At 73.0% G+C, this 24560-nt stretch carries 22 protein-coding genes; 10 read left to right on the top strand and 12 right to left on the bottom strand.

Annotated elements, in window-relative coordinates:
• Positions 1-2: 2 nt before the first annotated feature.
• From F5972_RS00950 to F5972_RS00940, 3 genes are read right to left on the bottom strand one after another with little or no spacing between them, the layout of a single operon-like run.
• Entirely contained in the window at positions 3-911 is a 909-nt protein-coding gene (locus F5972_RS00950; RefSeq protein ID WP_150930129.1) for a helix-turn-helix domain-containing protein, read from the bottom strand.
• Positions 912-954: 43 nt separating this feature from the next.
• Positions 955-1620 carry a response regulator transcription factor gene (locus F5972_RS00945; protein ID WP_150930127.1) on the bottom strand — a complete coding sequence of 222 codons (666 nt, stop codon included), beginning with the start codon at positions 1618-1620 and terminating at the stop codon, positions 955-957.
• A complete protein-coding gene (locus F5972_RS00940) occupies positions 1617-2780 on the bottom strand; it encodes a sensor histidine kinase (RefSeq protein WP_225311072.1) in 1164 nt (387 codons plus the stop codon). The genes F5972_RS00945 and F5972_RS00940 overlap by 4 nt, the downstream gene beginning before the upstream one ends.
• A 170-nt stretch (positions 2781-2950) precedes the next feature.
• Between F5972_RS00940 and ggt the strand changes: the two genes are divergently transcribed.
• Positions 2951-4732, top strand: coding sequence for a gamma-glutamyltransferase (gene ggt / locus F5972_RS00935; RefSeq protein WP_150930125.1), 1782 nt, complete (start codon positions 2951-2953; stop codon positions 4730-4732).
• Positions 4733-4829: 97 nt separating this feature from the next.
• On the opposite strand, the gene F5972_RS36845 is transcribed toward ggt, so the two are convergent.
• The gene (locus F5972_RS36845) at positions 4830-5003 is read right to left on the bottom strand and encodes a hypothetical protein (protein WP_191909883.1); all 174 of its coding nucleotides are present in this window, start codon (positions 5001-5003) and stop codon (positions 4830-4832) included.
• Positions 5004-5161: 158 nt separating this feature from the next.
• Between F5972_RS36845 and F5972_RS00930 the strand changes: the two genes are divergently transcribed.
• Positions 5162-5974, top strand: coding sequence for an SURF1 family protein (locus F5972_RS00930; protein WP_150930123.1), 813 nt, complete (start codon positions 5162-5164; stop codon positions 5972-5974).
• 57 nt (positions 5975-6031) lie between these two features.
• Positions 6032-6376 carry a DUF3817 domain-containing protein gene (locus F5972_RS00925; protein ID WP_225311071.1) on the top strand — a complete coding sequence of 115 codons (345 nt, stop codon included), beginning with the start codon at positions 6032-6034 and terminating at the stop codon, positions 6374-6376.
• 69 nt (positions 6377-6445) lie between these two features.
• Here F5972_RS00925 and F5972_RS00920 read toward each other — a convergent pair whose 3' ends face one another.
• Together F5972_RS00920 and F5972_RS00915 are read right to left on the bottom strand one after the other, a co-directional pair.
• Positions 6446-6640: a hypothetical protein gene (locus F5972_RS00920; RefSeq protein WP_150930121.1), complete on the bottom strand. Its 195-nt coding sequence runs from the start codon at positions 6638-6640 to the stop codon at positions 6446-6448.
• A 96-nt stretch (positions 6641-6736) separates the two neighbouring features.
• A complete protein-coding gene (locus F5972_RS00915) occupies positions 6737-7330 on the bottom strand; it encodes a hemerythrin domain-containing protein (protein ID WP_225311070.1) in 594 nt (197 codons plus the stop codon).
• Positions 7331-7538: 208 nt separating this feature from the next.
• Here F5972_RS00915 and F5972_RS00910 point away from each other — a divergent pair, with 208 nt between their 5' ends.
• The gene (locus F5972_RS00910) at positions 7539-8228 is read left to right on the top strand and encodes a response regulator transcription factor (RefSeq protein WP_150930120.1); all 690 of its coding nucleotides are present in this window, start codon (positions 7539-7541) and stop codon (positions 8226-8228) included.
• Between the two features lie 28 nt (positions 8229-8256).
• Complete coding sequence (locus F5972_RS38680) at positions 8257-11634, top strand: DUF4153 domain-containing protein (RefSeq protein WP_150930118.1); 3378 nt, start codon at positions 8257-8259, stop codon at positions 11632-11634.
• Between the two features lie 163 nt (positions 11635-11797).
• Here F5972_RS38680 and F5972_RS00900 read toward each other — a convergent pair whose 3' ends face one another.
• Positions 11798-12676, bottom strand: coding sequence for an alpha/beta fold hydrolase (locus tag F5972_RS00900; RefSeq protein ID WP_150930117.1), 879 nt, complete (start codon positions 12674-12676; stop codon positions 11798-11800).
• Between the two features lie 128 nt (positions 12677-12804).
• The gene (locus tag F5972_RS00895) at positions 12805-13446 is read right to left on the bottom strand and encodes a tetratricopeptide repeat protein (protein WP_150930115.1); all 642 of its coding nucleotides are present in this window, start codon (positions 13444-13446) and stop codon (positions 12805-12807) included.
• A gap of 124 nt (positions 13447-13570) precedes the next feature.
• On the opposite strand from F5972_RS00895, the gene F5972_RS00890 reads away from it, so the two are divergent.
• Positions 13571-14767: a hypothetical protein gene (locus F5972_RS00890; RefSeq protein ID WP_150930113.1), complete on the top strand. Its 1197-nt coding sequence runs from the start codon at positions 13571-13573 to the stop codon at positions 14765-14767.
• A gap of 29 nt (positions 14768-14796) precedes the next feature.
• Here F5972_RS00890 and F5972_RS00885 read toward each other — a convergent pair whose 3' ends face one another.
• The gene (locus tag F5972_RS00885; protein ID WP_225311069.1) at positions 14797-15405 is read right to left on the bottom strand and encodes a TetR/AcrR family transcriptional regulator; all 609 of its coding nucleotides are present in this window, start codon (positions 15403-15405) and stop codon (positions 14797-14799) included.
• Between the two features lie 72 nt (positions 15406-15477).
• On the opposite strand from F5972_RS00885, the gene F5972_RS00880 reads away from it, so the two are divergent.
• The gene (locus tag F5972_RS00880; protein ID WP_150930109.1) at positions 15478-15816 is read left to right on the top strand and encodes a rhodanese-like domain-containing protein; all 339 of its coding nucleotides are present in this window, start codon (positions 15478-15480) and stop codon (positions 15814-15816) included.
• A 29-nt stretch (positions 15817-15845) separates the two neighbouring features.
• On the opposite strand, the gene F5972_RS00875 is transcribed toward F5972_RS00880, so the two are convergent.
• Positions 15846-16841 (bottom strand): LacI family DNA-binding transcriptional regulator, encoded by a 996-nt coding sequence (locus tag F5972_RS00875; RefSeq protein WP_150930107.1) that lies wholly within the window; start codon positions 16839-16841, stop codon positions 15846-15848.
• Between the two features lie 39 nt (positions 16842-16880).
• Positions 16881-18251: a GH1 family beta-glucosidase gene (locus F5972_RS00870; protein ID WP_150930105.1), complete on the bottom strand. Its 1371-nt coding sequence runs from the start codon at positions 18249-18251 to the stop codon at positions 16881-16883.
• Positions 18252-18454: 203 nt separating this feature from the next.
• Between F5972_RS00870 and F5972_RS00865 the strand changes: the two genes are divergently transcribed.
• Positions 18455-21250, top strand: coding sequence for a glycosyl hydrolase (locus F5972_RS00865; RefSeq protein WP_150930103.1), 2796 nt, complete (start codon positions 18455-18457; stop codon positions 21248-21250).
• A 51-nt stretch (positions 21251-21301) separates the two neighbouring features.
• On the opposite strand, the gene F5972_RS00860 is transcribed toward F5972_RS00865, so the two are convergent.
• Positions 21302-22249 (bottom strand): AraC family transcriptional regulator, encoded by a 948-nt coding sequence (locus F5972_RS00860; protein ID WP_150930101.1) that lies wholly within the window; start codon positions 22247-22249, stop codon positions 21302-21304.
• An 81-nt stretch (positions 22250-22330) separates the two neighbouring features.
• Between F5972_RS00860 and F5972_RS00855 the strand changes: the two genes are divergently transcribed.
• Both F5972_RS00855 and F5972_RS00850 read left to right on the top strand, forming a co-directional pair.
• Positions 22331-22834: an anthrone oxygenase family protein gene (locus F5972_RS00855; RefSeq protein ID WP_150930099.1), complete on the top strand. Its 504-nt coding sequence runs from the start codon at positions 22331-22333 to the stop codon at positions 22832-22834.
• A 328-nt stretch (positions 22835-23162) separates the two neighbouring features.
• Positions 23163-24560, top strand: coding sequence for a glycoside hydrolase family 16 protein (locus tag F5972_RS00850; protein ID WP_191909882.1), 1398 nt, complete (start codon positions 23163-23165; stop codon positions 24558-24560).

The raw sequence follows: 24560 nt of genomic DNA, 5'->3' as shown, positions 1-24560 counted from the left end.
GCTCAGCGCGCGGCGCTCAGCGCCGCGATGAACCACTCGAACGCCGGCACCGAGGGCGGGAACGGCGGCCGGTCGTTGAGCACGCCGAGCAGCTGCCAGTAGCGCTCCACCCGGCGGTCGGTGAACCGCTCCAGCGAGTCCGCGAGCCGCGCGCGCTCGTCGGCGGGCACGCCGGGGCCGACCAGCCGGTCCACGATCTCCCCGCCTTCCGCCGACTCGGGGCCGATCCCCTGGTCCAGGGCTCGCCCGGCCTCCGTCAGGACCGCCTGCGGGTCGTGCGGCACCGGCGGCGGCTCGGCCTGGCCGGTCGCCATCTGGCGCACCCGCTCGCGGAAGCCGGGGTCGGCCACCAGTCCGGCGAGCTCGATCCAGGCCTCCACCTGCTCGACGGTGGGCTCGTCCGGCAGATCCTCGGGCAGCCCGCGCATCGACTGCGCGATCCCCGCGCCGGGCGCGGCGGGGTCGGTGCCGGCGAACGTCTCGTCGACGAACTCGTCGATGATCCGCCGCCGCTCTCGCGCGGACAGCTGGGACAGTTCGTGCATCAGTCTCATCTCCTCAGCGGTGCAGTGACCTTCCGCGACCGACCGCATGACGGCGCGCCGGGCCTGGAGGACGCGGATCTCCGCGTCGAGCACGGCGACGTGCGTCCGCGCCACCTCCGTCAGGCCCGTCCGCCTGGTCACGACCCGCTCCACGGTGGGCAGGTCGAGCCCGAGGTCGCGCAGCGTACGCACCAGGTGCAGCCGGGCCACGGCCTCCGTGTCGTAGAGCCGGTAGCCGCCCGCCGACCGGCCCGCCGCCGGGAGCACCCCGGCGTCGGACCAGAACCGGATCGTGCGCACCGGCACGCCGGTCAGACGTGCCAGTTCTCCGATCGTGAGCGGGCTCGGCTCGCTGCGGTCGTTCACATCCACAGCGTGGACCCTCCAGCCGGTGGAGACTCAAGCCCTTTCACGCCAGCCAGCCGGGCTTCACCAGACCCGACTCGTACGCGATGACGACGAGCTGTGCGCGGTCGCGGGCGTGCAGTTTGGTCATCATGCGGCTGACGTGCGTCTTCGCCGTCGCGGGCGACATGAAGAGACGGGCGGCGATCTCGTCGTTCGTCATGCCGGCGCCCACGAGGGCGAGCACCTCCCGCTCCCGCTCGGTCAGCGGGGTGAGGCCGGTGGTGACGCCCGGTTCCTTGGCCCGGGCGGCGTACTCGGCGATGAGGCGGCGCGTCACGCCGGGGGACAGCAGCGCGTCGCCGCCGGCCACCACCCTGACCGCCTGGATGAGCTCGGCCGGCTCGGTGTCCTTGACCAGGAAGCCGCTCGCCCCGCCGCGCAGCGCCTCGAAGACGTACTCGTCCAGTTCGAAGGTGGTCAGCATGATGATCTTGACGTCGGCGAGGCCGGGGTCGCCGGCGATGCGGCGGGTGGCGGTCAGGCCGTCCGTGCCGGGCATCCTGATGTCCATCAGCACCACGTCGGGGCGCAGGTCCCGGGTGAGCAGGACGGCCTGCTCGCCGTCGCCCGCCTCGCCCACGACGGTCATGCCCTCCTGCGCGTCGAGCAGGGCCCGGAAGCCGGCCCGCACCAGGGCCTGGTCGTCGGCGAGCAACACGTGGATCACTTCGGCTCCTTCGATTCGGCGAACGGGGGCGGGGGCAGGGGGAGGCGGGCCGCCACGCGGAAGCCGCCGCCCGGCCGGGGACCGGCCGAGAGCGATCCGCCGAGCGCCGCCGCGCGCTCGCGCATGCCGGGGACGCCGTTGCCGCCTCCCAGCCCCGCCACCGCGCGCGCCGCCCCCGCGCCGTCGTCCTCGATCACCAGGCCCAGCTCCTCGGGGGCGTACGCGACACTGATCGTCACGCGGGAGCCCGGCGCGTGCCGGGAGACGTTGGTGAGCGACTCCTGGACGATCCGGTATCCGGCCCGGTCGATGCCGGGGGGCAGCGGGCGCGGCTCCCCGGCGACCTCCACGGTCACGGGCAGGCCGCTGCCCTCGGCGAGGCCGGCGAGGTGGGCCATCCCGGCCGTGGGAGACCGCGGCGCGCCGTCCTTCAGCAGGCTGAGCACCCCGCGCATCTCGGTGAGCACGTCTCTCGACGCCTGCTTGATCGCGGTCAGCGCGGTGCGGGCCTGCTCCGGATGGTCGTCCAGCAGGTGCAGCGCGGTGGACGCCTGCACGTGGATCAGCGAGATGTTGTGGGCGAGCACGTCGTGCAGCTCCTGGGCCATGGTCAGCCGTTCCTCGCTGGCCTGCCGTCTGGCCTCCTCGCGTTCCACCCGCCGGCGTTCGGCCAGGCGCTCGCGGCGCACCCGGTGCCACTCCGCGACGGTCAGCGTGAGCAGCAGGTACGCCGCGACCGCGGTGTGGTGGAAGAGCCCGGCCCGGTGGGGGATGAGCCAGGTGGCGTAGACGACCACGAACAGGAAGAACGCCCCCGACGCCGACCACGCCGCGCGGCGGTGCCCGTTCCCCACCGCGCTGAAGATCACGATGATCGGGCTGAAGAACACCGGCCCGTACGCGAAGTCGAACAGCATGTAGACCGAGGTCGCGGTGAGCGTGACGACCAGCGCGACGACCGGGGCGCGGCGGCGCAGCGCGATGGCGGCCGGTCCGATCAGCAGCAACGCGCCGCCCCACCAGGTCAGCGGCACCCGCCCGAGGTCCGGGTTGCGCAGCTGCCAGAACTGGGCGCCGATCGTCAGGAACACCTGGGCGATCCCGACGACGACCGGCAGAACGGGATCGACGCGGTGATACAAGTCGGAACGGGAGCGCACATCCGCACGCTAGGCCCTTCCCGCCGATGGTCGCATCCGACCGTGGCCGCATGGCCGCGTACGTCCGGGGGAGTAGCCCGGCGGGCGTCCAAAAGTGGACATTCCCGTTTCGATCTGACTCCGGTGAGTCATGCTGTAGTGATCGTTCACGTGGTGGAGGTGCCGCACGCATGAGGAGTGTCGTCGTCACGTCGCTGGGAGTGCTCACGCTGGCGGGCCTGCTCGCCCCGCCCGCCGAGGCGGCTCCGGCCGTACACACGCCACCTCCCAAGGAGGTCAAACGGCCGGTCGCGGAGGGGTACGGCGGGGCGGTGGCCACCGTGGACCTCGACGCCAGCAAGGCCGCGCTCACGGTGCTGCGCCAAGGCGGCAACGCCATGGACGCGGCGGTGGCGGGGGCGGCCGCGCTCGGCGTGACCGAGCCCTACTCGGCCGGTCTCGCGGGCGGCGGCTTCCTCGTCTACTACGACGCGCGCCACCGGAAGGTGACCACGATCGACGGCCGCGAGACCGCCCCCCGGGCGATGACCTCGACGGCCCTGGAGGGCATCCCGTTCGCCGAGGCGGTCAGCAGCGGCCTGTCGGTGGGCGTGCCGGGCAGCGTCGCGCAGTGGGACCTGGCGCTGCGGAAGTACGGCACGATGTCGCTGCGGCAGGCGCTGCGCCCAGCGATCGAGATCGCCGACAAAGGCTTCGTCGTCGACCAGACGTTCTACGACCAGACCCAGCAGAACGCCGACCGGTTCGCCGACTTCACCCCGACCGCGGCGCTCTACCTGCCGGGCGGGCAGCCGCCGCCGGTCGGGTCGGTCTTCCGCAACCCCGACCTCGCGCGCACCTACCGTGAGCTGGGCATCCGCGGCCCGGCCTGGCTGTACGGCGGTGACCTCGGCCGCGAGATCGTCAACACGGTGAAGAAGCCGCCGGTGCGCGCGGGCGCCACCCGGAACGTCCGGTCCGGGCTCATGGAGGTGAGCGACCTCAGGGCCTACCGCGCACTCGAACGGCCGCCGACGAAGGTCACGTACAAGGGCCTGGACGTGTACGGCATGGCGCCGCCGTCCTCGGGCGGATCGACGGTGGGCGAGGCGCTCAACATCCTGGAGGCGCTGCCGAAGATCGGCCTGCACGAGTACCTGGAGGCCTCCCGGCTCGCCTTCGCCGACCGCAACGCCTACGTCGGCGACCCCGCGTACACGCGGGTGCCGCTCGGGGACCTGCTGTCGGACGGGTTCGCCAAGGAGCGGGCCTGCCTGATCGGCCCGCGGGCGATGCCGCACCCCGCCGCGCCCGGATCCCCCGACGGCTCCTACTCCGCCTGCGCGTCCGCCGCCCCGGCGGCCTCGGCGCCGGAGGAGAAGAAGGAGGGCCCGGAGACCACCCACCTCGTGGTGACCGACCGCTGGGGCGACGTGGCGGCCTACAACATCACGATCGAGCAGACCGGCGGCAGCGGGATCGTGGTGCCGGGCCGCGGCATCCTGCTCAACAACGAGCTGACCGACTTCACCTTCGGCCCGGCGCCCGGTGACCCCAACCTGCCCGCTCCCGGCAAGCGCCCGCGCTCGTCCATGGCCCCCACGATCGTGCTCAAGGACGGCAGGCCCCTGCTCGCCGTGGGTTCGCCCGGAGGCGCCACGATCATCACGACCGTGCTGCAGATCCTGGTCAACCGGCTCGACTTCGGCATGTCCCTGCCCGACGCCGTGGCCGCGCCGCGCGCCTCACAGCGCAACACCGCCGCAACCCAGGCCGAGCCCGCGTTCACCCAGCGGTACGGCGCGGAGCTGACAGCGCTCGGTCACACGCTGACGGACGTCCCCGGACCACCGGCGGGGGAGATCGGCGCGGCGACCGGCCTGGAGTTCCTCCGCGACGGCAAGGTCCAGGCCGTCGCCGAACCCGCACGCCGAGGCGGAGGCAGCGCCCTCGTGGTCGGCACACACCGCTGAACCGGCGGACGACCGCGCCCGAGAGGTCCAGGCCCCGATTGCCCGGGCATGGTGAAGCCGCCGACGGGCGCGGTCGTCGGCGGCTGGTATAGGTATGTCAGCGAACCAGGAGGTACGCCACCACGGCGAGGACGACGACGAGCGCCACACCGATGGCGATCCACATCGGCAGGCGGGACGGCCGCTCCTGGGAGATCTCCGCGTCCTGCTGCTGAGCGAACACCCGGAAAGCCTGCGTGTTTCCGGCCGGGTCGATCTGAGGGTCGGACATGGGCACGACTCTAGCGACAGACGAGGTCCCCTGGCTGCGATTTGTCGGATTTCACGCTCTCCCGCCGCCGGGCCCGGCCGGACGCGCGCCGCCGCCGGTCACCGGACAACCCCGGCGCGCGTGCGGGACCGCCGCGACCGGCGGATAGCGTGGTAACCATGCTGCGCACCCTCCTGTCTCCCCGGCTGGTGGCCCTGCACCTGCTGGTCATCGGGGTGCTCGTGTCGTTCACGTTCCTCGGCCGCTGGCAGCTCGGCGTCTTCGAGTCGTCGGGCGCGCCCCGGCGGGCCCCCGATCCCGCTCCGGTCGCCGTCACGCAGCTGACCCAGGTCGGGCGGTACGTCGCCGTGGACGACGTGGGCCGCAGGGTGACCGCGACGGGCGCCTACGACGCGGCGAACCAGCTTCTGGTGGCCGACCGGGTCGCCGACGTCGCCGCGCCCGGCGGACGGGCCGCCCGGGGAGACGGATTCTGGCTGCTCACCCCGCTGCGGCTCACGGACGGTACGGTCGTCCCGGTCGTACGCGGCTGGGTCCGCTCGGCCGGGGATCCCGCGACCGCCGTGCCGGAGGGCACGGTCACGGTGACCGGACGGCTGCGGCACGCGGAGCAGACCGGCGACGTGCAGCGCACCGGGCTGCTCCCGCGCGGCCAGGTGGCGACCGTGTCGACGGCGGAGCTGATCAACATGTGGCCGGACGCGCGAGTGCGGGACGGATTCGTCGTCGCCACCACCCAGGAGCCGCCCTCTCGCGCCACGCCCGTGGCCGTGCCCGCCCCCACCATCGGTGGTGGTCTCACCTGGCGGAACCTCGCCTACGCGCTGCAGTGGTGGGTCTTCGCGTTGTTCGCGGTGTACATGTGGTTCCACTTCGTCCGCGACGCCCTGCGCGGACGGGGGCAGGAGCCCTCAGGGCCGGAGTCGAAGGGGCCGGAGTCGGCGGGGCCGGCCGCGCCCGTGGAGGCCTGACGCACTCCCGCTCCGGGCCCTGGAACCGGAACCGGCGGCCGGCACGGATATCGTGTGGTGACCGTTTCCCCAGCAGAGGTGTTGATCGACGTGGAGTCCGCGCTCAACTTCTACCGCGTCATGGCGTACGTCGTCGGCGTCATGCTGCTCGTGCTCTGTGTCGGCATGGTCGTCAAGTACGGCTTCGACAACGGCACGATGGTCGCGGTGGTCGGGCCGATCCACGGCTTCCTCTACATGGTCTACCTGGTGGCCGCGATCAACCTGGGCCTGATCAAGGCGCGCTGGTCGATCGGCTACCTGCTGCTCGTGCTCGTGTCGGGCACGATCCCGTTCCTGTCCTTCGTGCTGGAGCGGAGCGTCACCGAGCGGGTCCGCAGGACGATCGCCGCCACCTCGTGAGGGCGTGCGGGATCCCGGCCGCGCGGCCCGTGGGGGCGGCGGCGGCCAGGACCTTCCGGCGCCGGGGCCTCAGCCGCCGATCTGACGGCGCCGGACGCGCTTGAGGCGCGCCCGCTGCGACTCGTCGAGCATGAAGTAACCGACGACCGGGGCGCCCAGCACACCGAGCGTGATCAGCCAGGCCAGGAGCGTCGGCACCGGCAGGATGAACACCAGCACGGCCACCACCGCCGCGCCCACGTAGTACTTGCCTAGTGGCGACATCGTCAGGCCTTTCGTGTGGATCCCCAAAGGGGGATCGTCCGCGTCGCCTGGACAACGCCCGGGGCGGGCGGCGAGTTCCGCACACGCCGCCGGCGCTCAGCCCTCGCCGGACTCGGGCTTGCCCATCGCCTTGCGGATCAGGTCGCGGGCGCGATCCATGATCGCCAGCGGGGGGCCCATCAGGATGTTCTCGGCCGGTGAGGTGACCCCCGGATGCGGGTGCGTGGGCGCGACCGCCTCCGCGGCCTTGACCCCCACGGCCATCGCCCTGCGCTGGCCCTCGGAGGTGCACGCCTTCAGTTCGGAGAACTCGTAGCGCTCCTCGGCGGCGGCGTGCGCGAACACGGCGGCCCTGAGCCGTTCCAGCTCCTGGGTGAACCCCGGCGCCGTCGCGTCCATCTCGTCGAGACGGCAGAGCAGTTCCTTCGCCTCTTCCTCCTCCTGCAGGCGGTTGTCCACGATCGCGTCCCCGCCGACGAGCTTGCGCCGGGCGTAGGGATGGACGATCTCCTCCTCGGCCGTCTCATGCACGGCCAGCATGCGGGCGAGGCGGCTGAAGGCCTCCTTGCGCTCCTTCCCGCGGCATCTGTCCACCTCGTCGAACAGCTCCCGGATGAGGGCGTGCTGCTGGATCAGGAGATCGATCACGTCGTTCTCCCGCATGGTCTCCGGCCTTGTCTGGCGGTCCATAGCGCCTCCTTCCTGGTCATATGCGGGCTACCCGGAACCTGGACCCGAAACCACGACCGGCGGAATCGGCGCGGACGCCGCCGCAGGTCACGAGTGGCCCGGCCGCCTCGCCGCGGCCGGGCGCCGCCGCCCGGGTGCGTGATGCGCTGCACGGGATCTGCACAGATGCGCACGGCGCTTCTGCACAGGCGGGTCCTACGCTTCCTGCATGGCCTTCCCCCAGCAACGCCGTGTGCTCGTGGTCGAGGACGACCAGACCATCGCGAACGCCGTACGCCTCAGGCTCCTCGCGGAGGGCTTCGACGTGCGGGTGGCGGGCGACGGAGAGGGGGCGCTCGCGGCCTACGCGAAGGCCGAGCCCGACCTGGTGGTCCTCGACCGGCTGCTGCCCGGCCTGGACGGCCTGGAGGTCTGCCGCAGGATGCAGGCCGCCCGCCCGGTGCCGGTGCTCATGCTGACCGCGCTCGGCGAGGAGACCGACGTGCTGGTCGGCCTCGGCGTGGGCGCCGACGACTACATCACCAAGCCCTTCAGCATGCGGGAACTCGTCGCCCGCATCCACGCGCTGCTGCGGCGGGTGGAGCGGGCCGGCCTGCTGGCCCAGGAGGAGACGGTGATCCGGATCGGCGAGGTCGAGATCAACACGGCCGAGCGCCGCGTGTTCGTGCGCGGAACCGAGGCGCAGCTCACCCGGACCGAGTTCGACCTGCTGCGGCGCCTCGCCGAGCGTCCCGGCCAGGTCTTCGAGCGGGAGCGGCTGCTCTCCGACATCTGGGGCTTCTCCGAGGCCGCCGCGACCCGGACCGTGGACAGCCACATCCGCGCCCTGCGCCGCAAGCTCGGGTCGGAGGTCGTCCGCACCGTCCACGGCGTCGGCTACGCGCTCGTCCGCCCGTGACGCGCGCCGCGAAGGAAAGAGCCACGCGATGAGGCCGCTCGACTTCCTCGGCCGGATCAAGGTCAAGCTCGGGATCGTGATCGTGCTCGCCGTGGTCGCGGCGTTCGTCGTGAACGAGGTGGGCATCAACTCCGGTCTCACCCGCGACCTGAGGATCGCGATCGCCGTCGCCCTCGCGATGGTCATGGTCCAGTTCCTCGCCCGGGGCATGATCCGGCCGCTGCGCGAGATGGCCGCCGCCGCGCAGACGATCGCCAAGGGCCGGTACGGCCTGCGGGTGACGGCGACCTCCCGCGACGAGGTGGGCGAACTGGCCCGCGCCTTCAACGCGATGGCGGCCGATCTCGCGGAGGTCGACCGGCAGCGGCGCGACCTGGTGGCCAACGTCAGCCACGAGCTGCGCACCCCGATCGCCGGTCTGCAGGCGGTGCTGGAGAACGTCGTCGACGGCGTGTCGCCGCCCGACCTCGACACCCTGGGCACGGCTCTCGCCCAGACGCAGCGGCTGGGCCGTCTCGTGGCCCAGCTTCTCGACCTGTCGCGGCTCGACTCGGGGGCGCGCCTGATCGAGCCGGAGAACCTCGACCTCGCGTCGCTGTGCCGCCAGGCGGTCTCGGAGGCGTCGATCGCGCGTGACGACGTGACCGTCGAGAGCGCGGTGCCGCCGGGGACCGTCCTCGCCGCCGACCCGGCCCTGCTCGCGCAGGTGCTGGCCAACCTGCTCGACAACGCCGTACGGCACAGCCCGCCGGGCGGGCGGGTCCGGGTGGAGACGCGGGCCGCCGGGCCGGCCCTGGAGATCAGCGTGATCGACGACGGCCCCGGCATCCCGCCGGGGGAGCGGGCCCGGGTGTTCGAGCGCTTCTCCCGGCTCGACGCCGGGCGGGCCGCCGACGCGGGCGGCGCGGGGCTCGGCCTCGCGATCGCGAAGGAGATCGCCGAGCTGCACGGAGGGACGATCACCGTGGCCGACCCGCCGCCGGAGAGAGCCGGTCACGCACCGGCCGGGGGCTGCCGGATGGTCGTCGCGCTGCCACGGCACAGAGACCCGGCGACGGTGGAGGGCCCGGACGCGCCCCTCCACGCCGGTGAGCGAAGGGGGACCATGAACGCCAAGCAGGCCGGCGAGGGCCGTCCCGGGGACCAGCGCCAGACGGCCGGACCCCCGGCGCCTCGGGAGGCCGGGCTTCACGAGGCCGGGCTTCGGAACGGTGCGCTTGTGGACGGTGCGCTCACCGATGGGGGAGCGGAGCGCGGGGCGGTCGCGGCCGGTCACGCGGAGCGACACGGCGTGGTCCCGGCCGCGCCTGCGGAGGCCGGCGTTCGGGACGGCCTGCTTGTGGACGGCAACGCGGAGCGCGGGGTGGGCACAGCGGGGCACGGGGAGCCACCCGGCGTCGTCTCGGCCGTGCCCGCGTCTCCCGCGTCCCCGGTGCGTCCGGACGGCGACTCGGCCCGGGAGCACGCGCGGGACGACGTAAGGGGCGGCACGCGGGGTGCGGGGCGCGGAGAGGAACACCGGCAGGGCGTCATGGCGTCGTGGGAAGAGGGGCGTATGGGGCGCGGGCCCGCGGATCCGCCTGCTGACTCGGCTACCGATCCGCCGGTGACCTGGCCGTATGCCGCGCTCGCCCAAGCCCGGGCCGGGCGGTCGGCACGGGCCGCTCTCGGCGCGGGCCTCGGCATGGTGGGAGGGTTCCTCGCCGGGCTGATCGCGGCGGCCGTCCTCGGGGTGTACGGCGAAGGGCTGCTGGGCGCGGCCGCGATCCTGCTGTTCACCGTGGGCGGCGCGGCCGCGGGCGCCGCTTTCGGCTCGTCCCCGGTCCACCGGTACTCCGGGGCACCGCACGGGACGCAGCAGGGGACGCCGGGGGAGGCGCCGCAGGAGGAGACACCGTGGAGCGAGGCGCCCGCGTACGTGCCGCCGCCGCTGTTCCCCCGGCCGGACCTGCCGGACGCGCCCCGGTGGCTGTTGCCGGCCGCGGCGGCGGCCGGCCTGGTCGCGGCCGTCGCCCTGCCGTACGCGTCGGCCGGGCTCGGTTCCGTGCTGACGGCGGTGGCGCTGGGGGCGGCGGCCTTCCCGGCGGTGCTGCCGCGGCGGCGCGGCCGGCTCACCGCGTGGACGGTGGCCCTCGGCCTTCTGGCGTACGCGCTGGTCGCCGTGGCCCTCTTCCGCGACGCGGAATGGCTGGTCGCGCCGGTGCTGCTGGCCGCGTTCGCCGTGGGGTCGCTCGCACTCTCCGGCGGCGGGCGGGGCTGGCTCGGGGTGATCAGAGGAGGGATCTCGGTCGTCTTCGCGATGCTCCCGGTGCCGTGGTTCCTGGCCGGGCCGGTCCGGGATCTGGCCCGGCGTAGCCGCGTGCTGCCCACCCTGGTCGGCGCCGCCGTGACCGTCGTGCTCCTGGGCGTCTTCGGCCTGCTGTTCGCCTCGGCCGACGCCGTCTTCTCGGCGTTCGTCGGCGACCTGCTGCGGACGCCCGACTGGGCCTGGGACCTGCCGTACCGGATCTTCGTGTTCTGCGTGTTCGCGGTGCTGGCCGTGGCGGCGGTGCTGGTGGGGCTGCGTCCGGTGGCCGAGCCCGCCCCGCCCGACCTGCGGATGCCCCTCGGCCGTCAGGTGTGGATGATCCCGCTGGTCGGGCTGAACCTGCTGTTCGCGGCGTTCGTGACCGTGCAGATCACGGTGTTGTTCGGCGGAAGCCGCAGGGTGCTGTCGACGGCGGGCCTCACCTACGCGGAGTACGCGAGGTCAGGCTTCTTCGAGCTCGTCACGGTCAGCGTCTTCGTGCTCGGCATCGTCGCGGGCGCGGTCGCGCTGCTGCGCCGGCAGAGCCGGGCCGACCGCCGGCTGCTCGCCGCGCTGCTCGGCCTGCTGTGCGCGTTCACACTGGTCGTCCTCGCGTCGGCGCTGCACCGCCTCGGCCTCTACACCGACGCATACGGCCTGTCGCGGCTGCGGGCCTCGGTGGAGGCGACGATCTGGTGGCTCGGCGCGGTGTTCGTGCTGGTGCTGGCGGCCGGCGCGGTCCGCCTGACCGGCGGCGGAGCCGGGTGGTTCTTCCGCGGGCTGGTGCTGCTCACCGGGGTGTCGCTGCTGGCGTTCGCGGTCTGGGACCCCGACGCGCGGGTGGCCGAGACCCAGCTCACGATCCGCGGTGTGGAGCGGCTCGACCACGGCTACCTGGGCGACCTGGGGGCGGAGGCCGTGCCGATCCTGGACCGGCTGCCCGAGCCCGACCGCAGTTGCGTGCTGCGGGACGTCGTGGCGGCCAACCGTCTCGACCGGCCGGACTCCTGGAACGACTGGAACCTCGCCCGCGCACGCGCCCGCCAGGTGCTGGCGAAGCGGCCGGCCCTGCCGGGCGGCGACTGCCCATCCTCGGACCGCGGATACGCCTACGACTGACCCCGAGCCCGACCGAGCTCGACCGGTCCCGTGCCCGACCGACAGCACGCCCGACTGGCTTACGCCCGGGGGCCGCGTACCCGGCTCTGGTCACGGTGCTCAGGCCATGACCTGAGCACCGTAATTGAGCGCCGTAATTCGAGCACCGGGGCCTGAGCGTGGTTCAGGCGGCGAGGACCTGGCGCAGTGTGACGGCGAAGTTGTCCGGGTCGCCCGGCGCGCCGAACGTGTCGTCGAGGAACCCGCCGTGGTTGCTGGGGAACGTCACGGGCTCGGTGCCGAGCCGCTCGGCGACCGCCACGCCCCCGCGACAGGCCAGCTGCCCCTCCGACTCGACGCCGACGCCGACCACGACGCGGGTCGGGGCCGCGCGCAGCGCCTCGAAGTCGGGCTCGTAGTGGGTGCAGGTCACGAGGTTCTGCGCGAACAGCGGGTCGTCGCGGGTGCCGTCGTCCTCGGCCGGCAGCCCGAAGTCGGCCGGGTTCGGCCTGGGCTGGTCGGCGAAGTCCGCCGGGATCTCGCCCTGGTGGCCGACGACCGCGATGAACTTCACCATCGCCGGGCCGAAGCCCTCCTTGTCGTACGTCTGCCGGATGTCGGCGACGGCGGCGAGCGCCTGCTCCCGGTCGGGCAGCAGCCGGGCGGTGGGGGGCTCGTGCGCCACGAGCGTGCGCACCTGCTCCGGATGCCGGGCCACGAGCGCGAGCCCGTTGACCGCGCCGCCGCTGCTGGCGAAGATGTCCACGGGCCCGCCGCCGAGCGCGTCGATCAGCCGGTGCAGGTCGTCGGCGTGCAGTTCGGGCGTCGACTCGGCGGCGCCGTCGGTGCGGGTGCTCCGCCCGATCCCGCGGGGGTCGTACGTCACCACCGTGCGATCCTCGAAGCGCCCGGCCAGGGCGGTGAACCCCCGCGCGTCCATCGGCGATCCGATCATCAGCAGGATCGGCGCGTCGCTCTCCCCGGCCTCGCGCACGTCGTGATGCACGTCGTAGTGCAGAGTGCAGCCGGGCACCTCAAGGGTGTGGGTCCTGAGCTCGGTCACGTGCTCGCTCCTCTTCGGCGGGTGGAATCGGACCGGAGGAAGCGAGAGCTCTCCATCACGGTCAGTGACACCCTATATCGAACACTCCATCGAATGCACCTGAACGGCGAATCGGAGTGCCGCGATCGTCACAGGGCCGCGCGGGCCTCCGCGACCTGCCGCGCCACGCCCTCGGCGCCGCTCTCCTCCGCGAGCCGGGCCGCATCGCCGAGCAGCCGCAGGGCGTCCTCCCCGCGGTTCTGCGCGGCGGCGATGTAGGCCAGCCCGACCAGGTTGGCGGCGACGCCGGGCTGGAAACCGATCTCCCGGCGCAGCCGCGCCGACTCCTCCAGAAGCTCCCGGGCCGGCTCCAGCCGCCCGGCCAGGTGCTCGGCGATGCCCAGGTGCCTGAGCGCGTACGACATCGTCAGCGTGTCGCCGGTCGCCTCGGCGAGCTCGTACGACCGCCGCAACGCGGTCCCGGCCGCCTCGTGGTCGCGCCGTACGACCTGCTGGAAGCAGCCGATCCAGAAGAGCGCCTCGCCCTCGCCGCGCAGGTCGCCGAGCCGCCGGTAGAGACCGGCGGCGCGCTCGAACAGGTCCTGCTCGCGGGGGTCCTCCTCGCCGCTCTCCAGGAACCGCGCGTGCACGACCCGCCCGCGTGCCAGGACGAGATCGGCCTCGACCGCGTCCAGCTCCCGATCGGCGTCGGCGAGAGCCGAGGCGTCGCCGCCGAAGACCGCCCGCTCGTAGAGGGTTCCGGCCCATTCGAGCCGTGGGTCGCCGCTCAAGCCCGGTCTCCTCTGTGATCATCAGTGCTGTGATCATCGGTGCGAGGCCGCGAGTCTACTCCCGGGACGGTGTCCAGTACGATCCACGAGGTGGTCGGGAGAGGGCGAGGGGGGCCGCTGATCGATGGACAGCGCTCTGTACGTCTTCGTCGAGGACCTGCGCGCCGAGGGCGTGCGCGGGCTGCTCGACCGGGCCTCCACGTACGGCGTACGCGGCGTCGCGGTGGCCGCGGCCTACCACCAGGCCAGGGACGTCACCCCGCACGGCGCCACGCGGCTGACGCTGCGCGGTGACGGCGTCCACTTCCCACCGCCGGAGGATCTGTTCGGCGGGCTGCGCCTGGCCCCGCCCGTGCAGCCGGGAGCGGAGGACCGGCCGGTGGAGGAACTGCGCGCGGCCTGCGCCGAACGGGGGATGCGGCTGCACGGCTGGACGGTCTTCCTGCGCAACGCCGCGATCGGCCTGGCCTGCCCCGACGTGACGGTGGAGAACTGCTTCGGCGACCGCGGCGCTCCGGCGGACCTGTGTCCCGCGCACCCCGACGTGCGGGCGTACGCGGTGGCGCTGGCCCGGGCCGTCGCCCGGCAGGGGGTGGACACGGTCGTGGCCGAGGCGCTGCACTTCGCGCCCTTCGGCTACGAGCGGTGCTCGGTGCCGCTCGGCCCGATGGACGCCTTCCTGTTCGGCCTGTGCTTCTGCCCCCACTGCATGAGCCGGGCCGCCGACCTCGGGGTGAACGCCGAGACGGCGAGGCAGGAGTGCGCGAGGATCGTCGGGGGCGTGCTGGACGGCGATCCCCCGGCGGAGGGCGAGGTCACGCGGGCGGCGCTGACGGCCTACGCGGGACCGGAGGCGGTGGCGTACGCGCGGGCCCGCTCCGAGAGCGTCACCTCCCTGGTGGGAGAGGTCGCGGCCGCCGTCACGGCGGAGGGCGCGCGGCTGACGTTCACGGACGCGACGGGAGCGGCGAAGGGCTACGCCCACGGGCTGCCCTCGGCCGGCCTGGCCGCGCACGACTCGTGGCAGCTCGGGATCGACCTGGTCGCGCTCGGCGACATCGTCCCGTCGTTCGCGGTCCTCGGCTACGCCCGGGACCCCGCCCGGATCGCCGACGACGTCGCCGCCTACCGCCGGTCGATCGGCAAGAACCCCGAACTGCGCGTCGTGCTACGGCCGGGCGCCCCCGACACCGACTCGGCCGACCGGCTCGCCGCCAAGGTCCGCGCCGCCCGTACGGCCGGGGCGGGCGCGGCCGACTTCCACGCGTACGGCCTGGCCTCCTTCGACGCGCTCGCCCGCATCACCGGCGCCCTCGCCTGAAGCCCGAACCGGGCCGCACAACGGGCCGATCACCCGCCCGCCGGCTCTGATACCAGGGCGTCGGCGAGGGTGGCGAGGCCGGCGGTGACCCGGGCCGCGTCGCACTCGCGCAGCACGGCGGTGACGTGCTCGGCGGCGAGCGGGGCGAGCAGCGCGTGGGCGAGGTAGTCGGCGTCCGCGCCGGGGCGTGCCTCGGCGAGCAGGATCGCCAGGTGGCGGTGCCAGAAACGGTAGGCGCCGATCCGGTACCTGGCTCCGGGGCTCGCGGTCTCGGAGACGCGCAGCAGATCGAGGTATTCGACGAGGTAGTCGGCGTAGGCCGCGACGAACGCCCGCACCCGGTCGCCCGCTGAGGCGCCGGGTCCCAGCGGCGGCGGCCCGGACAGGATGCGCTCCTGCAGGTCCCGTTCCTTGTCGTCGAGCAGGGCCGCCACGAGCCCCGACTTGTCCCCGAACCGGCGGAACAGCGTGCCCTTGCCCACCCCGGCCTCCGCCGCCACCGCGTCCATCGAGACGGCCTCGACCCCGTGCTCGCGGAACAGCTTCGCCGCCGCCTCCTGCACCCGTCGCCGGTTGCGGGCGGCGTCCGCACGCTCGCGGGGCGGGTCGGCCAGCAGGGAAGTGAGGTCTCTTGACAAACCGGACTGCGGTCCGCTAATTTCTGAGCTGTTCACGAAAACGGACTGTAGTCCAGTTAATTGGAGGACGCAATGACCGCGCTCATCAGCAGGGACGAGCTCAAGGCCGCGATCGACGCCGGCGCCGTCACCGTCGTCGACGCGCTGGGCGGCGACTACTACGCCCAGCAGCACCTTCCGGGAGCGATTTCGCTCACGGAGGCGGAGGTCGCCGAGCGGGCCGCCGAACTGCTCCCGGACCGGAACGCCCCGATCGTCACCTACTGCTCGAACCCCTCCTGCCCCAACAGCCAGGCCGTGGCCAACCGGCTGACCGCGCTCGGATACACCGACGTGCGCAAGTATCGGGAAGGCATCCAGGACTGGGTCGAGGCCGGCCTGCCGGTGGAGTCCCTCACCACGGCGTCCTGACCGTTCGGGGTCCTGACCCTTCCGTACGCTCAGGCGGAGTCGCGGACGACCAGCTCTGTGGGGAGGACCACGGAGGCGGCCGGGCCGCCCCGCAGGAGGCCGAGCAGCAGCCGGACCATCGCGGCGGCCTGCTCGCTGACCGGGTGCCTGATCGTGGTGAGCGGCGGCTCGGTGTAGCGGGCCGCCTCGATGTCGTCGAAGCCGACGACCGCCACGTCGTCCGGCACCCGGCGGCCCGCCTGGCGCAGGGCCTGCAGCGCCCCGATCGCCATGAGGTCGTTGGCCACGAACACGGCGTCGAGGTGCGGGTCGTCCTGGAGCAGGTGGCGCATGGCGACGGCGCCGGACTGCCGGGTGAAGTCGCCGACGGCGACGATCGAGCGGCGGTCGGAGTCGCGCAGCGCGTCGCGGTAGCCCGTGAGCCGGTCCTGGCCGCCGATCATGTCCTGCGGGCCGGCGATCGTGGCGATGCGCCGCCGGCCGCGGTCCAGCAGGTGGCGCACCGCCTTCTCCGCGCCGCCCACGTTGTCGTTGTCCACGTACGGCAGGGGCACGGGGACGGCCGGCCTGCCGTACGAGACGACGGGGACGCCCATCCGCGCGAGGGCGGCGGGCAGCGGGTCGGCGCCGTGCATGGAGATCAGCATGACGCCGTCGACGTGGCCGCCGGCGACGTAGCGCTCGATCCTTGCGTGGCTCTTGGGAGAGCCGGCGAGCATCAGCACGACCTGCCTGTCGGCGGCCTCCAGCTCAAGGCTGGCCGACCGGATGACCGTGGAGAACATCGGGTCCTCGGAGAAGACCCGGGTGGGCGGCTCCGACACCACCAGCGCGACCGAGTCCGTCCGCTGGGTGACGAGGCTGCGCGCCGCCGAGTTGGGGACGTATCCCAGCTCGTCGACGGCGCGCATGACGGCATCCCTGATCTGCGGGGTCACCGTCAGCTGCCCGTTGACGACCCGGGAGACGGTCGCGCGGGACACTCCCGCCCGCGCCGCGACCGCCTCCAGCGTGGGTCGTTTCATGCGTCCCCCAGTGTCATGTGCCCAGTCCCATAGTTCCGCCTACAGCCCGTTGCGCCTGACGACCTCGCGATACCAGAGCGCGCTGTCCTTGGGCACGCGCCGCTGGGTCTCGTAGTCGATGTACACGATGCCGAACCTCTTGTGGTAGCCGTAGGCCCACTCGAAATTGTCCAGCAGCGACCATACGAGATAACCCCTGAGGTCCGCTCCCGCGGCGATCGCGGCGTGCGCCGCCCGCAGGTGGCCGTCGAGGAAGGCGACGCGGTCGTCGTCGTGCACGGCGTCACCGGTGGGTTTGTCGTCGAAGGCCGCGCCGTTCTCGGTGATGATCAGCCCGACCTCGGGATAGTCGCGCGACAGCCGTACGAGCAGGGTCTCCAGGCCGGACGGGTCGATGGGCCAGCCCATCGCGGTCGTCGCCCCGGGCGGCGGATCGAACCGGACGTCCTCGCTGCCGGGGAAGGGCGGGGCGGCCGGCTCACCGGGCCCCGCCGACACGAAGGTCGGGTTGTAGTAGTTGACGCCGAGCAGGTCGATCGGCTGGTGGACGGCCTCCAGGTCGCCGTCCTGGACGTGGCCGAGGCCGCCGTGGCGCGCGACGATCTCCAGCAGGTCCTCCGGGTAGCTCCCGCGGAGAGCCGGGTCGAGGAACTGCCGGTTCAGCAGCCCGTCCACGATCCGCGCCTCGCTCTCGCCGCCGTCCGTCTGGATCACGGGCGAGAGGTTGAGGGTGAGCGCGATCTCGGCGGCGCCGGCCGCGCGCAGGGCCCGCGCCGCCAGCCCGTGGCCGAGCAGCAGGTGGTGGGCGGCGCGGAACGCGGCGGCCGGATCGCGCCGGCCCGGCGCGTGCACGCCGGAGCAGTAGCCGAGGAACGCCGCGACCCACGGCTCGTTCAGCGTCGTCCAGGTCCGGACGCGGTCGCCGAGCCGCCCGTGGACGACCGCGGCGTAGTCGGCGAAGCGCGCGGCGGTGTCCCGTGCGGCCCAGCCGCCGGCGTCCTCCAGGGTCTGCGGCAGGTCCCAGTGATACAGCGTCACGTACGGCGTGATGCCGTGGGCGAGCAGCTCGTCCACCAGGCGGTCGTAGAAGCCGAGGCCGGCGGCGTTGACCGTGCCCGCCCCGGTGGGCATGACCCGCGGCCAGGCCACCGAGAACCGGTAGGCCGCCAGGCCCAGGTCGGCCATCAGCCGGACGTCGTCGGCGTAGCGGTGGTAGTGGTCGCAGGCGACGTCACCGGTGTGGCCGTCGGCGACATTGCCCGGCGTCTTCGAGAACGTGTCCCAGATCGAGGGGGCCCTGCCGTCCTCGGCGGCGGCGCCCTCGATCTGGTAGGCGGCGGTGGCCGCTCCCCAGACGAAGCCGTCGGGAAAGACGAGTGCGTCCCGCGTGGTCGTGGTCTCCGTGCTCAACCCTTCACAGCTCCCTGCACGATTCCTCCAACGAGAGAGAGCGCTCTCGCGCTCGCCGTGAAACTTTCCTTACGCGTTGACAGCCTATTTCAGCACGCCTAGCGTCAACCACGCTGAGAGCGCTTCCAGAAGTGCTGCCGGGTCGTGCCGCCGAATCCCGGATCGCCTCCCGCAGTCGTCGAACCCCCCAGCGGAGGTCGCCCATGCCATCTCGTCCCCTCAGGACCCTCCCCCTCAGAACCCTCGGCCTCGCGGTCCTGACCGCCCTCACCCTGTCTCTGCCCATCCTCCCCGCCACGCCCGCCGGCGCCGCCACCGTTCCCGTCGGGGCGGGCGGCTACACCACCGACCTGCCCGCGGGGGCGAGCGGGCCCGCCAACTCCGACGGCGCCCCGGTCACGCCCAAGGTCACCTCGAACGTCACCCGCAAGGTGCCCACCAACGACTGGTGGTCGTCGCTCGCCTTCCAGCGGTACGCCGGAAACCCGTACTCCGAGAACATGTACGGCCACCCGCTGGCCTTCCACGCGGTGGCCGGCGGGCTGGAGGTCGGCTATCCCACCACCCCGCTGATCAGCTCCGACGGACGGCAGTACGAGTTCCCGCACGCCCGCGACCTCACGCTGGGCGTCACCGGCCTCGACTCTCCCGACACCCGGGTGGACGACTGGTCCGACTGGACCGTCACGCCGTACTGGTCGGACGGCGCGCGCTCGCTGAAGGCCACCATCGGGCACGGCCTGCCGTACGTCTACGCGACGCCGAGCGGCGGCGACGCCCGGGTCGCGTTCGTGGCGACGCCGACCGTCTGGGCCGACCGGGGCAACGTCCTCGGCGTCACGGTCAACGGCCACCACTACGGGATCTTCGGGCCGTCCGGCACCGACTGGAGCATCGGCGGCACGGTCGCGACCGACGCGCTCGGCGGGCGGAACTACTTCTCGGTCGCCGTGCTGCCCGACGCCTCCGCCTCGACGCTCGACCTGTTCGCCAAATACGCGTTCAGCTTCGTCACGGGGACGAAGGTGACCTGGTCGTACGACGAACCGTCGGCGCGGCTCACCACCACCTACACGGCGACCACCACGGTCAAGGAGGGCACCCAGACCGGCACGCTGCTGGCGCTCTACCGCCACCAGTGGCTGGCCACGAGCAGCCCGCTGACGTCGTACACGTACGTCTCGCCGCGCGGCACGATGAAGCTGCGCGAGGGCACGTCGTTCACCACCGCCCAGACGTTCCACGGCGTGCTGCCGTCGCTGCCCGACCTCGGCGCGTACGACAGGACGCGGCTCGGCGACTACGTCAGGCAGGAGGCGAACGCCGCCGACCCGTGGAAGGGCGCGACCGACACCTACTGGACCGGCAAGGCGCTCGGCCGCCTCGCCCAGCTCGTGCCGATCGCCGACCAGCTCGGCGACGCGACCTCCCGTGACAGGCTGCTCGGGCTGCTCAAGGGCGAGCTGGAGAGCTGGTTCACCGCCGGGGGCGCCGAGCAGTTCCGTTACGACTCCACCTGGGGCGTGCTCACCGGCTACCCCGCGTCGTACGGCAGCGACACCGAGGTCAACGACCACCACTTCCACTACGGCTACTACCTGATGGCCGCCGCGACCGTGGCGAGGTACGACGCGGCCTGGGCGGCGAACTGGGCGCCGATGGCCCGGCTGCTGGCCGCCGACGCGAACAACTGGGACAGGTCGGACACCCGATTCCCGTTCCTGCGCAACTTCGACCCGTACGCCGGCAACGGCTGGGCGTCCGGGCACCAGGGCTTCGCGGCGGGCAACAACGAGGAGTCGTCGTCGGAGGCGATGAACTTCGCGGCCGGGGCGATCCTGCTCGGCGCGGCGACGGGCGACACGGCCCTGCGCGACCTCGGCGTCTACCTCCACACGACCCAGACCTCGGCCATCGCGCAGTACTGGTTCGACAAGGACGACGCCGTCTTCCCGGCCGGGTTCCGGCACGACACGGCAGGCATGATCTGGGGCTCCGGCGCGGCGTACTCCACCTGGTGGACCGCCAACCCCGAGGAGATCCACGGGATCAACGTGCTGCCGGTCACGGGCGGGTCGCTCTACCACGGGCTGTACCAGGCCGACGTGAAGCAGAACCTGTCGGAGATGGAGGCGAACAACGGCGGCCCGGCGGTCGAGTGGAAGGACGTCATCTGGGAGTTCCGGGCGCTCGCCGACCCGGCCGCGGCCAAGAGCGCGTGGGACGCCGGATACACGACCCTGACGCCCGAGTCGGGGGAGTCGCTCGCGCACATCTACCACTGGATCTACAACCTGGCCAGGATGGGGGTGGTCGACCCCGGCGTGACCGCCGACAGCCCGATCGCCGCCGTGTTCGTGAACGGCTCGGCCCGGACGTACGTCGCGCACAACTTCGGCTCGTCGGCCAGGGTCGTCACGTTCTCGGACGGCAGGACGCTGACCGTCCCGGCCCGGTCCACCGCGACCAGCGCGGGCACGTCCTCCCCGTCCCCGTCCCCGTCCCCGTCTCCGTCGCCCTCGCCTTCCCCCTCCCCGTCCCGTTCGCCGTCTCCGTCGCCTTCGCCGTCCCCGTCTCCCGGTGGGGTGGACGCGCGCTCGACCATCCAGGCCGAGGCGTACCAGGCGCAGAGCGGCACGCAGGTGGAGACGACCCAGGACTCCGGAGGCGGGCAGAACGTCGCCTACATCGGCAACGGCGACTGGCTGCGCTACGACAACGTCGACTTCGGCTCGACGGCGGCGCGGCAGTTCAGGGCACGGGTCGCCTCCGGCGCGGGGGGCGGGGCGAGCGGCCTTGTTCAGGTGCGGCTCGACAGCCTCACCGCCGCCCCGATCGGCGACTTCGCGGTCGGCAACACCGGCGGATGGCAGGCCTGGCAGACGATCCCCGCGAACATCATGGGCGTCACCGGCAGGCACACCGTCTACCTGACCTTCAGCAGCGGCCAGCCGGCCGACTTCGTCAACCTCAACTGGTTCACGTTCGCCACGTCCTGACGAACGCGGTGGGCGGCACGTCCCGGCCGGAGTGCCGCCCACCCAGGCCGGTCAACCGGCGGAGCGGCGCAGGCTCTCCCGGTAGTGCTGAGGGCTCACGCCGTGTTCCCGCTTGAAGGCCGTGCTCAGCGCGAAGGCGGTGCCGTACCCCACCTGCCGGGCCACCGTCTCCAGCGTCGCGTCCGTCTCACGCAGCAGGTCGGCCGCCAGTGCCAGCCGCAGCCCGGTCAGGTAGGCCATCGGCGGCTCGCCCACCAGCCTCCCGAACCGCTGCGCCAGCGCGGCGCGGGAGACCCCCGCCCGGCCGGCCAGTTCGGCGACCGTCCAGGGGCGGGCCGGTTCGGCGTGCAGCATCCGCAGCGCGCGCCCCACCACCGGGTCGCCGTGCGCGCGGTACCACCCCGGGGGCCGCGCGTCCGGCCGGGAGAACCAGGCGCGCAGCACGCCGATCAGCAACAGGTCGAGCAGGCGGTCGAGCACCACATCCTGGCCCGGTTCGTCCCTGCCGATCTCGCGGCCGAGCAGCGTGACGAGGGAGCCGTCCCAGGAGTCGCCGGGCAGCACCAGCAGCGTGGGCAGCGCCGCCAGCAGCCGGCCGGTGACCGCGCCGCGCGTCTGGTAGGCGCCGACGAGCATCACGGCCGAACCATCCGGGTCGTTGCCCCAGCCGCGGGTGCCCAGGTCCATCTCCGCCGACAGGCCGCGGCCGTCCGGCGTGGTGCAGACCTGCCCGGGATGGATCACGACCTGCGGCGGCGTCGCCGGGTCGTCGGCGACCGTGTAGTGGCCCGGCCCGCGCACGACCGCCACGTCACCGGGCCCCACCCGTACGGCCCGGTCTCCGTCCGGGATGATCCACGCCTGGTCGCGGAGCATCGCCACCAGGCACAGCGGCGCCTCGTCCTGGATCCGTACGGACCAGGGCGGGCGCAGTGTCGCCCGCAGCAGGAAGGCCCCGCGCGCCCGGGGCCCGTCGAGGAGGTCGGCGAGCGCGTCCACAGCCAGATCGTAGACGGCCGCGTATGCGGTCGAGATTGTCGGCGATGTCGCCCGGTGTCCTCCGCCGGTTGACTGATCATCATGATCTATCTTCCGGTCGCCGCCTCCGCCGCCCTGTCCATGCTCATGACCGCCGGGATGGCGGGCACCTTCTTCGGGTTCTCGGTCGGTGTCATGCCGGGCCTGAACGCCGCGGGCGCCTCCTCGGCGATCGATGCGATGAACGCCGTCAACGTCAGGATCCAGAACCCGGTGTTCCTGGCGGCGTTCGTCCTCGCCCCGGTCGTCACCGCCGGGACGGGCGCCCTGCTGCTGTCCCGCTCCGGCTCGGGAGCGGCGTGGCCCTTCTTCGCGGCGGCCGCGGTGTACGCCGTCGGTGTGATCCTGCCGACGGCCGCGGTGAACGTGCCGATGAACGACGCCCTCGCCGCCGTGGCGGTCCACGGCGATCCGGCGGAGGCGGCCAGGATCTGGTCGGACTACTCGGCCCGCTGGACCGCCTGGAACACCGGGCGGGCCGCGGCGGGCGCGGTCAGCCTGCTGCTGATGGGGTACGGCGTCTACCGCTGGGGCCGGGGCTCCTGACAGGGCCCGCTCCCGTTCCTCGCAGCACCGCTCGTGCCGTCAGAGAGCGCTCTCGCTTGTCGGCTTTATGCGAGCCTTAAACGGAAGAGAACGCTCTCTCATATTTCACAGATCCTCTTGACGCGAGTGAGATTCAAAGGGGAAAGTGGCGCTCAAGTGGTCCGCGGTTCGCGGTGCGCGGGCCCTCACGGCTCCTCGCCGGACGCCGCCGTCCGGCCGTACAAGACGTGCACTGCGCAGACGTGCGAGATGTGCCGTCTCCGCCCGTGAGGCCGCCCGCACCCCCCATCCCCTCGCCGCGACGACCGGACCGAGGAGAGAGGTACTCATGCGTGTGCTCCACTCCCCATGGCGGCGCTCGATGGTGGCGCTGCTCGCCGCCACCGCCGCGGTCGCGGCCCTCGCCGTACGGCCCGCCGACGCGTCGGTGCCCGCGACGCCGTCCGGCTGGTCGCTCGTCTGGTCCGACGACTTCAACGGGTCGTCGGGATCGCTGCCGTCGTCCAGCAACTGGATCATCGACACCGGCCACGCGTACCCCGGGGGCCCGGGCAACTGGGGGACGGGCGAGATCCAGAACTACACGGCCGACCCGGCGAACCTCAGCCTGGACGGCGGCGGCAACCTGCGCATCACCCCGATCGGCAGCGGCTCGAACTGGACCTCCGCCCGCATCGAGACGCGCCGCTCGGACTTCAAGCCCGCCGACGGGCGCGTCCTGCGGATCGAGGGCCGCATCCAGATGCCGAACGTCACCGGCAACGCCGCCCTCGGCTACTGGCCGGCGTTCTGGGCGCTGGGCTCGCCGTACCGCGGCAACTACCAGAACTGGCCGTCCATCGGTGAGCTCGACATCATGGAGAACGTCAACGGCCTCAACTCCGTCTGGGGCACCCTCCACTGCGGCGTCAACCCCGGCGGGCCGTGCAACGAGACCAACGGCCTCGGCACCAGCCGGGCGTGCCCCGGCTCGTCCTGCCAGTCGGCGTTCCACACCTACCGCTTCGAGTGGGACCGCAGCGTCAGCCCCAACCAGCTGCGGTGGTACGCCGACGGCCAGCAGTTCTTCAGCGTCAGCCAGAGCCAGCTCGACGCCACGACCTGGTCGAACATGACGTCCCACTCCGGTTACTTCCTGCTGCTCAACGTGGCCATCGGCGGCGGGTTCCCCAACGGGGTCGCCGGATTCTCCACGCCGACCTCGGCCACCGTCTCCGGGCGGCCCATGCTGGTCGACTACGTCGCGGTCTGGCAGAGCGGCGGCGGGAGCAACCCGTCGCCGTCGGCGACCCCGAGCAACCCGCCGGGCGGCGTGGACGCCCGTTCCACCATCCAGGCCGAGGCGTACCAGGCGCAGAGCGGCACGCAGCTTGAGACGACGCAGGACTCCGGCGGCGGGCAGAACGTCGCCTACATCGGCAACGGCGACTGGCTGCGCTACGACAAGGTGAACTTCGGCTCGACGGCGGCGCGGCAGTTCAGGGCGCGGGTCGCCTCCGGCGCGGCGGCAGGCGTGAGCGGTCTGATCCAGGTGCGGCTCGACAGCCCGACGGCCACCCCGATCGGCGACTTCGCCGTCGGCAACACCGGCGGGTGGCAGAGCTGGCAGACCATCCCGGCCAACATCGCGGGCGTCACCGGGACGCACACGGTCTACATCACCTTCAGCAGCGGCCAGCCGGCCGACTTCGTCAACCTCAACTGGTTCACGTTCGCCACGTCCTGA

Origin of the sequence: Microbispora cellulosiformans (assembly GCF_008728085.1) — a bacterium.
Lineage (GTDB): Bacteria > Actinomycetota > Actinomycetes > Streptosporangiales > Streptosporangiaceae > Microbispora > Microbispora amethystogenes.
This window is presented reverse-complemented; position numbering and strand designations above follow the sequence as displayed.

Coding starts and splice junctions, on each gene's coding strand:
- ggt (WP_150930125.1), top strand. CDS start 2,951: ATGAGGAGTGTCGTCGTCACGTCGCTGGGAGTGCTCACGCTGGCGGGC.
- F5972_RS36845 (WP_191909883.1), bottom strand. CDS start 5,003: ATGTCCGACCCTCAGATCGACCCGGCCGGAAACACGCAGGCTTTCCGG.
- F5972_RS00930 (WP_150930123.1), top strand. CDS start 5,162: ATGCTGCGCACCCTCCTGTCTCCCCGGCTGGTGGCCCTGCACCTGCTG.
- F5972_RS00920 (WP_150930121.1), bottom strand. CDS start 6,640: ATGTCGCCACTAGGCAAGTACTACGTGGGCGCGGCGGTGGTGGCCGTG.
- F5972_RS00915 (WP_225311070.1), bottom strand. CDS start 7,330: ATGGACCGCCAGACAAGGCCGGAGACCATGCGGGAGAACGACGTGATC.
- F5972_RS00910 (WP_150930120.1), top strand. CDS start 7,539: ATGGCCTTCCCCCAGCAACGCCGTGTGCTCGTGGTCGAGGACGACCAG.
- F5972_RS38680 (WP_150930118.1), top strand. CDS start 8,257: ATGAGGCCGCTCGACTTCCTCGGCCGGATCAAGGTCAAGCTCGGGATC.
- F5972_RS00890 (WP_150930113.1), top strand. CDS start 13,571: ATGGACAGCGCTCTGTACGTCTTCGTCGAGGACCTGCGCGCCGAGGGC.
- F5972_RS00880 (WP_150930109.1), top strand. CDS start 15,478: ATGACCGCGCTCATCAGCAGGGACGAGCTCAAGGCCGCGATCGACGCC.
- F5972_RS00875 (WP_150930107.1), bottom strand. CDS start 16,841: ATGAAACGACCCACGCTGGAGGCGGTCGCGGCGCGGGCGGGAGTGTCC.
- F5972_RS00865 (WP_150930103.1), top strand. CDS start 18,455: ATGCCATCTCGTCCCCTCAGGACCCTCCCCCTCAGAACCCTCGGCCTC.
- F5972_RS00855 (WP_150930099.1), top strand. CDS start 22,331: ATGATCTATCTTCCGGTCGCCGCCTCCGCCGCCCTGTCCATGCTCATG.
- F5972_RS00850 (WP_191909882.1), top strand. CDS start 23,163: ATGCGTGTGCTCCACTCCCCATGGCGGCGCTCGATGGTGGCGCTGCTC.